The sequence below is a fragment of the Microbacterium tenebrionis genome (genome assembly GCF_020682665.1).
GTDB lineage: Bacteria > Actinomycetota > Actinomycetes > Actinomycetales > Microbacteriaceae > Microbacterium > Microbacterium tenebrionis.
Genome location: NZ_JAGTTM010000009.1, coordinates 1 through 14,549, shown reverse-complemented (window position 1 = coordinate 14,549; position 14,549 = coordinate 1). Strand labels below are relative to the sequence as shown.

Annotated in this window: 14 protein-coding genes and 1 pseudogene; 8 read left to right on the top strand and 7 right to left on the bottom strand. The window is 64.7% G+C overall.

What is annotated here, in order from left to right; genetic code table 11:
* The 4 genes from KEC56_RS13690 to KEC56_RS13675 all read left to right on the top strand — a co-directional run.
* Positions 1–534, top strand: a 534-nt coding sequence (locus KEC56_RS13690; protein WP_227531380.1) for a hypothetical protein, incomplete at its 5' end; no start/stop codon positions are given.
* Between the two features lie 209 nt (positions 535–743).
* On the top strand, positions 744–2,267 hold the full coding sequence (locus tag KEC56_RS13685; protein WP_227531379.1) for an SNIPE associated domain-containing protein: 1,524 nt from the start codon (positions 744–746) through the stop codon (positions 2,265–2,267).
* A gap of 159 nt (positions 2,268–2,426) precedes the next feature.
* Positions 2,427–3,563, top strand: coding sequence for a hypothetical protein (locus KEC56_RS13680; RefSeq protein ID WP_227531378.1), 1,137 nt, complete (start codon positions 2,427–2,429; stop codon positions 3,561–3,563).
* Between the two features lie 128 nt (positions 3,564–3,691).
* Entirely contained in the window at positions 3,692–4,651 is a 960-nt protein-coding gene (locus tag KEC56_RS13675; protein WP_227531377.1) for a DUF2971 domain-containing protein, read from the top strand.
* 292 nt (positions 4,652–4,943) lie between these two features.
* Here the strand turns inward: KEC56_RS13675 and KEC56_RS13670 are convergent, their stop codons facing one another.
* The 7 genes and pseudogenes from KEC56_RS13670 to KEC56_RS13640 form a co-directional block, all read right to left on the bottom strand.
* A complete protein-coding gene (locus KEC56_RS13670) occupies positions 4,944–5,285 on the bottom strand; it encodes a type II toxin-antitoxin system PemK/MazF family toxin (RefSeq protein WP_227531376.1) in 342 nt (113 codons plus the stop codon).
* A complete protein-coding gene (locus KEC56_RS13665; protein WP_227531375.1) occupies positions 5,285–5,518 on the bottom strand; it encodes a hypothetical protein in 234 nt (77 codons plus the stop codon). The genes KEC56_RS13670 and KEC56_RS13665 overlap by 1 nt, the downstream gene beginning before the upstream one ends.
* A 94-nt stretch (positions 5,519–5,612) precedes the next feature.
* Entirely contained in the window at positions 5,613–7,064 is a 1,452-nt protein-coding gene (locus tag KEC56_RS13660) for an ATP-dependent DNA helicase (RefSeq protein WP_227531381.1), read from the bottom strand.
* Between the two features lie 390 nt (positions 7,065–7,454).
* Positions 7,455–8,343, bottom strand: a pseudogene (locus KEC56_RS13655) (relaxase domain-containing protein); the annotation flags it as partial.
* A 260-nt stretch (positions 8,344–8,603) separates the two neighbouring features.
* Positions 8,604–8,924, bottom strand: a complete 321-nt coding sequence (locus tag KEC56_RS13650) for a metal-sensitive transcriptional regulator (RefSeq protein ID WP_175985444.1) — start codon at positions 8,922–8,924, stop codon at positions 8,604–8,606.
* 23 nt (positions 8,925–8,947) lie between these two features.
* Positions 8,948–11,155, bottom strand: coding sequence for a heavy metal translocating P-type ATPase (locus tag KEC56_RS13645; protein WP_227531374.1), 2,208 nt, complete (start codon positions 11,153–11,155; stop codon positions 8,948–8,950).
* 71 nt (positions 11,156–11,226) lie between these two features.
* Positions 11,227–11,481: a YHS domain-containing protein gene (locus KEC56_RS13640; protein WP_175985446.1), complete on the bottom strand. Its 255-nt coding sequence runs from the start codon at positions 11,479–11,481 to the stop codon at positions 11,227–11,229.
* Positions 11,482–11,679: 198 nt separating this feature from the next.
* Here KEC56_RS13640 and KEC56_RS13635 point away from each other — a divergent pair, with 198 nt between their 5' ends.
* The 4 genes from KEC56_RS13635 (at position 11,680) to KEC56_RS13620 (ending at position 14,194) form a co-directional block, all read left to right on the top strand.
* Positions 11,680–12,126, top strand: coding sequence for a DUF6153 family protein (locus KEC56_RS13635; protein WP_175985447.1), 447 nt, complete (start codon positions 11,680–11,682; stop codon positions 12,124–12,126).
* A gap of 96 nt (positions 12,127–12,222) precedes the next feature.
* Positions 12,223–12,828, top strand: coding sequence for a DUF305 domain-containing protein (locus KEC56_RS13630; RefSeq protein WP_227531373.1), 606 nt, complete (start codon positions 12,223–12,225; stop codon positions 12,826–12,828).
* Positions 12,829–12,987: 159 nt separating this feature from the next.
* Positions 12,988–13,809, top strand: coding sequence for a F510_1955 family glycosylhydrolase (locus KEC56_RS13625; protein ID WP_227531372.1), 822 nt, complete (start codon positions 12,988–12,990; stop codon positions 13,807–13,809).
* A gap of 229 nt (positions 13,810–14,038) precedes the next feature.
* Positions 14,039–14,194 carry a hypothetical protein gene (locus tag KEC56_RS13620; protein ID WP_227531371.1) on the top strand — a complete coding sequence of 52 codons (156 nt, stop codon included), beginning with the start codon at positions 14,039–14,041 and terminating at the stop codon, positions 14,192–14,194.
* Positions 14,195–14,549: the final 355 nt, after the last annotated feature.

Sequence of the window (14,549 nt, the reverse complement as noted above, 5' to 3'; positions counted from 1 at the left end):
CCTCACTCTCGTTGCCGACAACGGAAACGAGGTGAATACCGACACCGTCCTCGAGCTCAGCGCCTAACCGACACCAACAACAGAAGGATCACCGACCGCTACACCACTTCCTGGGGCTTGACCAATCGCAACGTGGCGCACTCCGAGAACAGTATGACAGTGACCACCCCGATGATCGATCTTCAGAGATCGCAAGAGCGCGATGGCGAAGTGTCGGTTGTAGGTGCTTGGAGCATCACCCGAGAATCGTCCATGCCATCTATCTTCGTCGAGGAGTTCCGCGGACTGTTGGAGCGGCTGGTCGATCAACTCACCGTGGTCCTCAGGCCGATGAAGCTCGCAGTCATGGCGGAGATTGGGCCAGAGCAGGCGGCCGAACTCCATCGTTCTCCGCGGCTGTTCCAATTCACCGCGGTCGAAGTCAGCGAGTGGACGCCCGATGACCGTAGGCCAGGCTTTCCTGCAAGTAGGTTCGCGCCAATTCACACCCCTGCAGGCGGTACTGCGACGGTTGCCATCACCATCGAGAAGTAGCCCTTGCATGAGGCAAACATTCGCGCAAACAATCGCCTTGCGGGGACCGTACACAAAGGGCGAGGCGGAGGCCTGGAGGTGTCCGCCGCCTGCCTGGCGAGCTGACCTCTACTTGTGTCGGTTCGCGTTGATACGTTCGGTGTTGGCGCTCGCTTGCGGGTTGCGGGGCTACCTCGACGATAAGGGCGGATTTCAACGATGGGAAGCAGATGAGTAACGCCACGGAGATCGCAGCGGGCTGGTTCCCGGATCCCGTCGGTAGGCACGAACAGCGCTACTGGAGCGGTGTGGCGTGGACGGAGCATGTTTTTAGCGCCGGGTCTCAGAGCACTGACCCGATGCCGTCCACAATGCCGATTGTGGCCGAATCCAATGTCGCTGATTCCCCAACGTCGCGTCGAAGCGGGCGCGAGTCCGTGACTTCTCGTGGCGCTGCGGCGACGCCTCAGGCTCAGCACGCCCAGGTCGAAGCCGACGTCAAGTCCCGCAAGGTTTCATTCTTCGGTGCGAAGAAGCAAGCCGAGTCGTTGATCGCGGAGAACGAACGCCTCGAAGCCCTCATCTCGCAGTATGGCCTCAACGACGTCAGCCAGCTCGACCAGATTAAGCGCGGACTTCATGATCAAATCGTGGCTGCGGAGGACGAGCTTTCACGAGTGCGTACTGAAGCACGTGCCTCTGAGATTGAGCGATCACAGGTTCAGGAGGAGATCGTCAATTTGCGCGATACCGCGCATCTGCAGGAGTACGGTCTGTTCGACTTCGAGAACGCCGCGGAATCATCGGTCGTGCTCGCGACTGAGCTCGAATCGGTGCGTTCGGAAATCAAGCGGCTGGTGCGGGCCGGCGACGCGACCGCCGCGACATCGACTTTCACCTTTAACAACAGCGCAGCCAAGGGTCGGAAGTTCGTCAACGACATGTCCAGGCTACTGCTCCGCGCGTATAACGCGGAAGCGGAGAACTGCATCAAGACAGTGCGAGCAGGCAACCTGGATGCCGCGCAGAAGCGTTTGTCCACCGTTTCCACCCAGGTAGAGCGTCTGGGGACAATGATCGACCTCCGCATCACACCGGCCTACCACCGGCTACGGCTGAAGGAGCTGGAACTCGCAAGCCGGCACCTTCAGGCTCTGCAGGCGGAGAAGGAACTGGAACGGGCGCGACGTGACGAACTTCGCGAACAGAAGAAGGCGGAGCAGGAGCTCGCGCGCGAGAAGGAGCGCCTACAGAAGGAACGCGCGCACTACGTGAATGCCCTTGCGGCGCTCGAGGCGAGCGGCGACCTCGAGGGTGCCGAGCGACTCTGTGCGAAACTCGACGACGTCGAGCACGCGATCGAGAATGTCGACTACCGCGTCGCGAACATTCGTGCTGGATACGTGTACGTGATCAGTAACATCGGCGCCTTCGGGCCAGACGTCGTGAAGATCGGACTCACGCGGCGACTCGATCCAATGGATCGCGTTAACGAACTCGGTGATGCATCCGTGCCGTTCCGATTCGACGTGCACGCTCTCTTCTTCGCAGACGACGCGGTCGCGATCGAGACGATGCTGCATCAGGAGTTTGCAGATCAGCGACTCAACAAGGTGAACCTCAGGCGTGAGTACTTCCGCGCGACCCCGGAGCAGGTACTCACCGCGCTTCGGGAGCACAACGTGGAAGTGCTCGAATTCGCCCTCGAGCCGGCCGCCGCTGAGTATCGAAGCTCCATCGCTCCGCAAGCGTAGATTTGGTCGGCCTTCGGCTGATCCCCAGGCTGGCGTGCCTGTGTAGAACCCCTCGCGAGCGGTGCAGTACAACGCCCAGCGCTCGGAGCGAATCGAGCTTGTCGACATGTGCACTCAGCGCGGCGAAACCGTGTCGCCGAGTGCCGACATTATTGACCTGTGGATATTGAGGCGCGGGTGACCTGGCTGTCGAAGCAGTCGATCGGGCGGGTGCAACTTGCTCAAGAGCGATCGAACGCATTGCTGGCTGATGTCAGTCGCTGGCGGAAGCCCGAGCCGATAAAGACAACACTGCATTGTAAGGAACCTCCTGAGTGCGGCTGGTACGTCGAAGTGGATTCAGTGGATCCGCCTCCGCGGCTCGAGCAGTGGGGTGTGCAGTTGGGTGAGATTGCACACCACCTGCGCAGCATCCTGAACACCACACTGAACCGGATCGTGAAGGCGGATGGCGGAACCCCCGCCAAGTCTCTGCAGTACCCGGTGGCGTACAGCGCCGCACAGTGGCGCGGGGCGATGAAGCGGGGGCAATTGAGGGGTCTCCCCGAGCGTGTGGTGCGTGCCGTGTACGCCTGCCAGCCCTTTGTCTGGGCAAACGCCTCCGGAACTAACCCGGCGGACAACGTGCTCGCGGTGCTCGCCTGGCTGAACAATGAGGATAAGCACCGGATGGAGATCGGCGGCACGTTGGCGGGTAGATGGGTGGAGTACGAAGGACGCATAATCACGCCTGACGGTGTCTCCGTTTCAATGCGCCCGAAAATGGTCTTCGATTGGTCCCTAGAGCAGGGAACCCGCATCGTGGACGCGGACACTTCGCCGCATGTGACAGCCGATATTGGGCGAACCACGCTCGACATGCAGATCGACGTGCTGGTTGCGGATGAACAGGGCAAGACCACGGTGCTGGAGGAACTGCTCGAAGAGATCTGGAGTGGATTCCAGCAGGCGCAAGTGACGATGATGGTCGCATGGGCGGATGTCGACGTTGACCTCAATCGATTCGCTGGGGCGACTGACTTTCAACAGGGCAGCGCGTTTGGGCGTGCAGCGGTCGACGCGGTTGTCGGAAACGGGGCCTGGGATAACGACTTCGTCCGCCGTCAGATGAAGTCGCCACCGGGACTCGGATCCGAAGTAGAGGGTGACGATGGCCATCATGAGGATTGGAAGTTCGAGGCAGACGATGGGCTTCGCGGCGACGCCTCCGCTGTGCGAGGTGTCGAGTGGGCAAGCCTTCGCGGCGTGCGCGACGCGCATGCGCTGCCTCGTACGTGGCGAGGCGAGGCGGACTAGCTTGTGCGGGAGCGGACCGCGCAACCGCTATCGAACCCGGCCAGCTCGAACGAGTACCCTGGCGCTGGACGGAAATGGTGATGGGACCGTGATCCGCCTGCGACAACTTGATGCATACCCTGGGGAGCATGACCCAGGGCCCCGCTTCCGATCCGCCTGAAGCTATAGAGCATCTTGGCGCGTATGCTCCGCTCCCGTTTTCGGAGCACTATCACGGATCTATTTGGCATTTCACGGACTCCCGCGCCCTCATCAGTATGGTCGAGAAGCGGCAACTGTGGGCGACTGCAGCCACGATGCTAAACGACCCTGAGGAACTCGCGTACGGCGCACGCAGGATCATCGACTGGTTCAACAACCAGCCGAACGAGTCCTCACTGCACGCTGCGCTCCGCACCCAAATGCAGTACGTCCTTGACGACGACTTCATCGAATGGGTATTGGAGAACCCGGCGTACGTCGTGTGCGCGTCAACGCATTATCGCGTCTTGAATCAGTGGAGAAACTACGGGAGCACGAAAGGCGTCGCTGTTAAGCTCGATGCCCACGCTGAATACATTCCCTCGAATCCACCGAGGATGACCGGTTTCCTCCTCGTGCCGCAATGGGTCACTGTCGAGTACGACCCCGACAGGCAGGACAAGCGAATCGAACGGGTGCTATCGAAGATCGCCGAGGGTAACCTGAAACCGCTCCTGGAGTCCTCTCAGCCTGGCGCGGCTAGCACTCTCGTGCGCGGCGTGCTCGCATCACTCGCGGCATCGATGAAGGATTCGGCGTATGCGGAAGAGCAGGAGGTCCGACTCATCTCTTACCTCCCGGTCGGCTATCGCCCGAAGCATCGAGGCTCCGACCGCGGGGTGATCCCGTACATCGAGATCACCCATCACGAAAACTACGGCTGGGCATTGGCCGGACTCGATGCCCTTGCCAACTCGCTCGCCCCGCTTCCGATCGAGGAGGTGCGAGTCGGCCCACCGGATGGCGACAGCGAAGCCCAGCGGATCGTCGGCGTGACATCATTGCTTCGCGCAAATGGCTCGAAGGCTCGGGTCCTTGGCTCGACGATTAGGTATCTTCCGGCTTAGAAAGCGGACTGGGAGGCGCCGCCGAGGTGAGGGCGGACTCTTGCGCGCGTTGCTGATTGACCGCCGCACGATACCCGGTCCTTCAAGCGAGCAGGCGACGAGGTTCCTAGCGACGCCGAGGCCCCGCACACATCGCCCCTATGACCCGACCGAACGTTCTCTCGCTCAGCGTCCGCCAATCGGGCGCCGCTGCATCCTCACCGCGTTACCAACAGATATTGCGATAAGTGTTAGTAAGCGAGGTCCTCGCTCACGGATGCTGAGACCTCCACGCCAACGCAGGTCGCGCTAATCAGAGATCGAGGAAGTCGCCCAGCCATGTGCGGGCTGTGGCAAGGCACGCGATCGAGACTTCGCCGGCCACACCCGTGAGCCGGTCGCGTGAGAGCGTCCGGGGTTGCTCGGTCATGATCCACGATGGCCGGTTCAGCCCGCTGGGCCCTTCCACGCGAACGTGGTTCGGCCAGCCGCGGTCGGTGGTCGTGATCGGTAGCACGATGGCGAGGGTGGTCACAGCATCCAGGTAGCCCGCGGACGCGACGATCAGCACCGGACGGTGGCCACCTTGTTCTCTGCCCCGGACGGGTTCGAGCGACGCCCAGGCCACGACGCCCGGAACAAGGTCGTCGGTCATCACGAAGCGTCGGCCAGTTCCGTCCGCTCCCAGTCCTCGGTCTCCTTAGCGTGCGACGCCACATCGTCGCGGCTCGAAACGTCGATCGCAGACTTCAGCAGGTGGAGACGCCATCGCCTGTCCTCAGCGTCTGCGAGGTGCGCGAGGTGTGCACCGAGCGTGAGCCCGTCACGCGCGGCTTGCTCCTTGAGCCGGTCGCGGAGTTCGTCGCTGACTTTGATGGTCGTAGTCATACCTGAAGTATACCGATGAGCGAGTGGTTACAGCGCGAGTACGGCGAGTTCGGCGGTCCTGCGATCAACTTGGCAAAGCCGTGGCCAGCACCGACTAGATCCCGATCCCACTCACCGAACCTGGCGCCTCGACAACCGGCCGCGTCACTTCCGTGTTCCGTGCCGCACGCCGCATCTCCGCCTTCGCCCACCGCACGGCATCCTGCATCGTCAGCTCCGGCGTCCCGCGCTGCATCGACTCGGCGAGACGCTCGCGGGCCGCGGCATCCGTTCGCGCGACCACGATCGCGACGTTGTGCATCCGCCCGCGCGTGAGGCCGACGTACAGTCCCGCGGCATCCACGTCGGGCCCGACCACCGACGCGTCGGCGGTGTCGCCCTGTACCCCGTGCACGGTGGACGCGTAGGCGAGCTGCAGGTGCTCGCGCGCGTAGTCGGCCGAGACGCGCGCCACCTCGCCGCTGTCGCTCATCGAGACAAGAGACAGATAGTCGTTGCGGATGCTGTGCACGATCCATTGCGCACGATTCTCGACGCCCGTGCGATGGTCGTTGCGACGGGTCTGGACGGTATCGCCGACGAGGATGCGCTGCTCGCCCATGCCCCAGGCGACGATGCCGGCGTCGAGCTCGCCCCGAGCGATTCTCCGCTGCTGGATGGCGTCATTGATGGCATCCGCCTCGGCATTCGAAGCGGATACCAGCGTCACCCGCTTGCCGTGCGCGTGCCACTCGAAGTACGCCTCGATCATCCGCTCACGCGCCGCGTCCTGATGATCGACCCGCGCGACGTGGCCACGCTCGACGAGCTCAGCGGCGACCGGCAGCGCATGCTCGCGGTCACCCGCGTCCCGGAGTCCCAGCGTGAGCGCCGCGTAGGCGGGATCGCGGAACCGATGCACCGTGTCGAGCTCGACCGCGGCGTTCGCGTGCCGGATCGCAGACCCCATCGCCCCTGCGTGACCGACCGGCAGCGCCTGATGCGTGTCACCGACGAACGCCAACCCGACGCCGCGCTCGAGCGCGAGTTCGACGAGCGCGTTCGCCGCCTGCAGGTCGACCATGCCGGCCTCGTCGACGACGATCCGATCGCGCGGATGCAGCGGGAACCGTGCCGGGCCGGCATATGCGACTCTGGTGGTCGGATCGGCCTCGCCGACCCGAAGCCGCGTCCAGACCATCGCGCCCGCTTCATCGGCTCCCCACCGGTAGCCGTGATCCAGAAGCAAGGCGTGGATGCTGGATGCCACGGCGCCGACCTCGCGGAATGCCGCCGACGCGGCCTTGCGCGTGGGAGCGACGACGAGCATCCGCCGTCTTTGGGTGGAGAGCGCTACGAACGTGGCCCGCAGCATCGTCGTCTTTCCCGCCCCGGCGGGGCCGGTCACCGTCACGAGCCCGTCCGTGCCGGCGATGGCGCCGGCCGCGACGCGTTGTGAGGCATCCAGCGTCGAGAGATCCTGCTCCGGCGCGAGCCGGCTCAATTCGGTCGGCAAGAGCGAGCGGCCCGGCCGCGCGATCGCATCCAGGCGGCCTGCGAGACGCATCTTGACGCGCACGGTTTCGGCCGCCATGAACGCCTTGACGTGCGCCGGCGGATCGTCCGCAACGAGCCGATGGACCGAACTCGAGGCGCGCTCGGTGATCTCGGCGATCACGCCGTCGAGTCGATTGCGCTCGGCGACGACGCCCGTGCGTGAGAGTGCGCGAATTGCGCCCGCGCGGATGTCGAAGATACTGAACCTTCCGCCGCATGAGGTGGACCGCTCGTCGGCGTCGACGACGGCCTGTGCCGCGAGCAGATCCACATTGAGCGCGTCCACGTCAGCCGCAGCGATCGAAGTGGGCGCGCGAGTGGTGATCAATCCTGGATCGATCGCGGCGATCTCGTCACGGATGTGCGCCTCCCAAGCCGCCTCATCGAGGTCGGCCGGCTTGTTCGGGCGCGACACGGCCCAGGCGTGCCGGTCGATCTGCTGCAGCACCTCCACGCTCGGAGTTGAGCCTCCGTGCGCCGCGGACCACTCCGTGATCAGGCGCGCGCGCTTGGATTCGATCTGCGCCGAGCGGCGCGAGACGGGTCGGACGGCGCTGGCGAGTTGGGCGATCTCGCCGGTCTCGTCGAGCGTGTATCCGTGCCGGGCGAGGGCGGCGATCCAGGCGGGATCGGTGCGGGCGGCGAGCTCGCCCTCGGCGTTGACGACGGTGTGCAGTTTCATCGCGACGCGCGAGTCGAGGTTGGACCACTTGCCGTCGGCGCCGAGCACCTTGATGTTCAGCCAGAGGTGACGGTGGATGTGCGGGTCGAGCGCGCGAGCGCCGATGCTGCAGTTCGACGACTTCGATGCGGGTGATCTCCTCGCGGATGAGTCCGCCGTGCCCGCGTCGCGCGTTGAGCTCAGTTTGCCAGGTGAGCAGGATGCGCTCACGCAGTCGGTCTTGGAGAGCTTCGAATTCGGTGGCGAGTTCGGGATGCAGAAGCGCGGCGATGCTGTACGACTTCGGGTGATTGATCGTTCCGTCGAGCAGCAGGTCGGCGTCGGGGCTCAGTCGCTGATGGCCGCGCTCTTCTCCGGTGATCGGGTCGTGGCCGGTGAGCCAGACGCGAAGCCCGCCGGCAGTGAGTTCGTCGGAAGCGATGATGCCGTCGTCGACGACGAACCGGGAGGCGGTGGAGTCGGATGCCGCGCTGTACGCCTCGAGCGCGTTGACGCCGGTCGTGTGATGAAGGTGGGCGTCGCACGTGCCCTCGAGCGCGTAGGAGATCGCGTGTCGAACCCCGCGGGATTCGACACCTCGTTTCCAGCGCTCGAGGCCTCCTCGCATGCCGCCAGGATAGGTCGCGTTTTGCAGGTTATCCAGGTATTTTTGCAGTCTGCAGGTACGTGTGGGTGAGTGCTTTTAAAGGGTGTCGGTCACCCTGGGTGCCTGCGTGCATTGCACTTGCTGTTCGCCTGTTTGAGGCGGGTTGACTACGAGCCGCCGGTGCCGCTTTCAGGGGCAGCCGAATACTCACCACGTCCGTTTCGGCGTGAATCGGAATTCCTCATTCGCACGCAGGCGGCTGAGCGAGAATTGAAGCGGATTCAGCGAACCAGACGCGCGATGGCCTGGGACGCCTCGCGCACCTTCTCTTCGGCGATGTCTGCGCCGGCGCGTGCGGCATCTGCCACGCAGTGGCGCAGGTGGTCTTCGAGGAGCCCAACGGCAACGCTTTGCAGGGCGCTGGTCAGAGCGGAGATCTGAGTGAGGATGTCGATGCAGTACTTCTCGTCCTCGACCATGCGGTGGATGCCGCGTGATTGTCCTTCGATGCGCTTGAGGCGGGCAAGGTAGCGGTCTTTGTCGGTGATGTAACCGTGCTCGCCGTGGTCACAGGACGTTCCGGGATCGAGGGTGTCAGTCATCTGAATCTCCTCTATGGGTGTCGTCATCGATTCAGGATGGCGCGTGTCGTGGTGTCGGGACGCAGATCGAGGCGGCGCAGCAGTTGCGCGTTGAGGGCGACGACGATCGTTGACAGTGACATGAGGATCGCTCCGACTGACATCGGCAGTACGAATCCGATGGGGGCGAGGATGCCGGCGGCGAGGGGTACGGAGATGAGGTTGTAACCGGCGGCCCACCAGAGATTCTGCTTCATCTTCCGGTACGAGGCTCGGGACAGTTCGATCACGGAGAGCACGGAACGGGGGTCGTCGCTGGCGAGGATGACCCCGGCGGAGGCAATCGCGACGTCTGTGCCGGCACCGATCGCAAGCCCGACGTCGGCCTGCGCGAGGGCGGGGGCGTCGTTGACGCCGTCACCGACCATCGCGACCTTCCGCCCCTCGTTCTGGAGCTCCTGAACCTTCGCCGCCTTGTCTTCGGGGCGGACCCCGGCGAAGACGCGGTCGATGCCGAGGTCCTGGGCGACGGTGTGCGCGACGGCTTCGGCGTCGCCGGTGATCATCACGACCTGAACGCCGAGCGCGTGGAGGGCGTCGACGGCTTCGCGGGATTCCGTACGCACCTCGTCGGCGAGCTTCAGAGCTCCGACAACGCGGCCGTCCTGGGTGACGTGGAGGATGATGGCGCCATCTGCACGCCACTGATCGGCGACCGGGAGCTCCTCCGCGCTCTCCTCGACGAGCAGGTGCGGTCCACCGACCCGAACAGTTGTCCCCTCGACCGTCGCGGTGACGCCCACAGCGGGCGACGATGTGAAGTCCGCACTGCGCGGGACGGTGAGCTGCTTGTCGGCGGCGGCGCGGACGATGGCCTTCGCAAGGGGGTGCTCGCTGTCGGCTTCCGCGGCTGCGGCCAGGGCGAGAACCTGGTCGGGGTCTGTGTCGTCGACGGCGGTGACCTCGGAAACGACGGGCTCGCCCTTGGTGAGGGTGCCGGTCTTGTCGAATAGGACCGTGTCGACGGTACGCATGCTCTCCAGCGCGAGGCGGTCCTTGACGAGCACGCCTCCGCGCGCTGCGCGTTCGGTGGCGATGGAGACGACCAGCGGGATGGCCAGGCCCAACGCGTGCGGGCAGGCGATGACCAGCACCGTAATCGTGCGGATGACAGCAGCGTCGGGGAACCCGATGAGCGTCCACACGATCGCGGTGATCGCCGCAGCACCGAGAGCGAACCAGAACAACCACGCGGCCGCCCTGTCGGCGAGACGCTGTGCGCGGGACGAGGAACTCTGCGCCTCCGTCACGAGACGTTGGATGCCGGCCAGGGTCGTATCGTCGCCGGTCGCGGTGATCTCCACCCGAAGCCCCGAGTCGGTGGCCACGGTTCCCGCCGTGACCTGGTCGCCGATGCTGCGCTCCACCGTGCGGGATTCGCCAGTGACCATCGACTCGTCCATCGATGCGCGTCCATCGACAATGCGTCCGTCCGCGGGGACACTCCCACCGGGTCGCACCACCACGACGTCACCGACGATGAGTTCGGCAGGTGAGACCGTCACGACCCGGTCGCCCTCGACACGTTCCGCCTCATCCGGCAGGAGTGCGGCGAGGGAGTCGAGGGCAGACGTGGTCTGCGCGAGGGAGCGCATCTCGATCCAGTGCCCCAACAGCATGATGACGATGAGAAGGGCGAGCTCCCACCAGAAATCGAGTTCATGGTGCAGGATGCCCAGCGTCGCACCCCACGAGGCGACGAACGCGACCGTGATGGCCAGACCGATCAGGAGCATCATCCCCGGCCGACGAGAGCGGAGCTCACTGATCGCGCCGACGAGGAATGGCTTGCCACCCCAGGCGTACATGATCGTGCCGAGGACGGGCGACACCCAGGCAAGGCCCGGAATGTCGGGGAGGGTGTAGCCGAGGATCATCGCGAACATGCCGGAGAGTGCGACGGTGGGGACGGCCAGAACGAGCATGATCCAGAACAGCCGCCGGAACTGTCCCACGTGATCGCCGTGTCCCTCATGGCCGCCGTGTCCCGCGTGGGTGTCGTGTCCGGACGGTGAGCCATGGCCTTCGTGCGACGTCGGCTCGCGATGCTCGTGCGGTACTGCGGGATGGCCCGTCGGTGAACCGTGCGCTGCGGCGGTCACCGCGGCAGGATTCGACGGGGTGTGGCTGTGTGCCGTGTGGTCGCTCGGGGCGTGTGCGTGCTCGGTGCCCTCGTGGTGCGGGGTGCTCATGGTCCTATCCTCTCGGGGTTGACGAATCGTGCGGGCTCAGTTCATGCTGCGGATCCGCGCGAGGATGCCGTTCAGGCGGTGACGTACTTGGTGGGGTCGGCGTCGAAGGCGGGTCCGCATCCGGCGCAGCAGAAGTAGTACCGCTCGCCGTTGTAGTCGCGGAACAGGCCTGCGGCTTCCGCGTCGGCTTTGACGACGGTGCTGCCGACCATGACGGGGCATTCGGCGTACTGATCCGCCGACCGGGCGAGGAGATCCTTGCGTCCTTCGGCGGCGACGGCGCCAGGGTTGTGGCTGCAACAGGATCTCGTGGTGGAGTCGGACATGCGCGGTTCCTCTTTCTCTCGATCGGTGTGCGGATCGTGTGTCTCTGTCCGGAACACTATACCCCTGGGGGGTATTCCCGCTACGATGGGCAATGCCTTGGGGGTCATTCCTGTTGTCGGTGCGCAGGCCATTCGGTCACCCCGAGGATGCGCATAGTCCGCGGTGTTAGCATCCTGAGCAGGATGGAGGGTTCCCACATGCATGTCGCGTTCCGCAGCGCACGCCCGCAGTTGTCGCTGCGCGCGCTGTTGATGCTCGGCGCGGCCACGCTCATGGTCATCGTCGGGCTGTTGGCGATGCATACCTTCACCGCGGAACCTGCCGGGCACGGTGCGTCCGGACTCTCGCATTCAGCATCCGTGGCAGGCGGCGATCACGTCACTGCGACGGGCGGCGCTGACAGCGCGGGCATCCCGTGCGATGGCCCCTGTCATGCGATGACCGGGCCCGGGCAGGGTGACCACGACATGCTGACGGCCTGTGTGCTCGCGTTGCTCGCCGGCCTTCTTCTGCTGCTTCCTCCGGTGCTGGGCCGCGGTCGCGGCGTGAACCTTCAACGGGTCATGAGCCGGGTGAGGTGGGACGCGTCCGGTGTTCTTCCGCGTGCTCCCTCGCTCACGTTCCTGTCGATAAGTCGCACCTGAGCAGTCGCCGCCGACCCTGACCGTGACCGGTCGGCTTCGTGGCGCCTCCGGGCGCCGTTACTTGCGACCTCATTACGACTTATCGAAGGAACAATCATGAACAAGAAGATCCCCCTCGTCGTCAGCACCGGCGTCCTGACTCTCGCGCTGGCGCTCACCGGGTGCGCTGACAACAGCACCGCGCCATCCGGCCAGACCACCTCTTCGCCCCAGTCGTCGTCGACCTCGACGGCGAATGAGGCGGATGAGATGTTCGTGACGATGATGATCCCGCATCACCAGCAGGCCATCGACATGGCCGACATCCTGCTCGCCAAGGACGGGGCCGACTCACGCGTGATCGAACTCGCCGAGCAGATCAAGGCCGCGCAGGGGCCGGAGATCGACACGATGCTCGGATGGCTCGAAGACTGGGGTGTCGACTACGACCCGGACTCGATGGACGGCATGGACCATGGGTCGATGGGCGGTGACGGCATGATGTCCGAAGAGGACATGACCCTGCTGGAGGATGCCGACGCCGCCGAGGCCAGTCGCCTGTTCCTCGAGCAGATGATCATGCATCACGAAGGCGCTGTCGACATGGCGCGGACCGCCCTTGACGACGCGCAGAACTCGGACGTCCTCGACCTCGCGCAGCAGGTTATCGACGATCAGACTGCGGAGATCGCCACGATGCAGGAACTCCTGGCACAGCTCTAGGACGAACCCGGGCGGGCCGACGATCAATCGGCCCGCCCGTTCGCACCACCTGTCGCACCGCGACATTGATTTGCATATTGTCGCGCTCCTGCTGCGCGACGTAGAAGCCAGGCCGTCCCGCGGCCGCCACCGGAAGCCATCATGAAACGCTCGCTCCTCTTGACTACTGCCACTGCGACCGTCCTGGCGGTCATCGTCACCGGATGCACCGCCGCACCGCTCGGAGACCCCGGCGCGGCACCCCGCATCGACCACATCCACGGAATCGCCGCCGACCCGCGTGGCGATGATCTGTTCGTCGCCACACACAACGGCATCTTCACTCTCGCCCCCGACGGGACGATCTCCGGACCGATCGGCGGACACGATTTCGACGCCATGGGGTTCACCGTCTCTGACGATTCGCTGTTCGCGTCGGGACATCCCGGGGAAGACACCCCGGCTGACCTCGGAGCCCCGAACCTCGGCATCATCCGCAGCGACGACTACGGGAACTCCTGGTCCCCGATCGCCCTCAATGGGACCACCGACTTCCACGTCCTCACTGCAGGGCCGGACGACGTGCTCTACGGCATCCCCTCCAGCCAAGTGAACCTGCTCACCAGCACCGACGGGGGAAACACATGGACTGAGCGTGCACCTCTCGGCGCCGCTGACCTCGCCGCCGCCGAATCCGGCGTCTACGCCGCAGCGGAAGAGGGCCTCCTCGTCAGCACCGACGGCGGCAATACCTTCACGCCCGTCGACGCGGCACCCGTTCTCTACGCTCTGGAAGCGCGCACGGACGGCACCCTACTCGGCGCCGGCACCGACGGCGTCCTGTGGTCACAAGACGACAGCGGCGCCTGGCAGCAACTGGAATCATTGCAGGGCGCGGTCCAAGCGCTCACCGTCGTCGACGACCGCATCATCCTCGTCGACGACCGCGGCATCGTCGAAGTATCCACCGACGGCACGAACGTCCTCAGCCCCGCCCAGTGACCATGGATAAGCGCAAGAACCCGCTGCACAATCTCACGTTCTTCATCGCGGTGGCCACGATAGCCGTCGTCCTCCTCGCCGCCGCCAGTTTCCTCGCGATCGGAGCGATATTCCGATGAACCGCGCCAGCTCCCAACCGCCTACTGATCCGGCCCGAACACACCGACGTCTCGTTCGTCTCGGATACGCGCTCCTGGCCACCGGCCCGCTCCTTGCGCTCGCGCATCTGATGACCGACACGCAATCGACCGACAGCCCCTGGTGGACCTACACGATCGCCAGCTACGACATCACAGTGATCATCGTCATCATCGCCACGGCGCTGATCCTACGAGCGCCCCCTCACCCGAGGTCGGGAACGAATCCACGAGATCGTGCGCCGTGAATGTTGAGGCGTGCATGCGGCTGCGGGCTTGGGTTAGCCAGGTCGCTTCGAGTGCCTCGCGGGTGTCCGAAATCGGCTGCCACCAGAGCAACCTCATTGCGGTTCGGGGGGGTGCCCCTATGTCTTTCGTCAACTGGATCTCGGAGCGCGGGCAAGATTGGTGTGAACCCATTCGACGGAATTGAGCAATACGGATGTGAGCCCCGATAACGAGGTGATTGAAAGGTCGGCGCGAGTAGTGCCCCTTAAAGTGGTGTAGCCCTCGGTGACCGGCTCGTCGCTCCTGACGTAAGCGCGGCCACCGTGTGATCCTTCGAGAAGTCTCTTACCTCCACTCGAAAGGCATCATCACGAT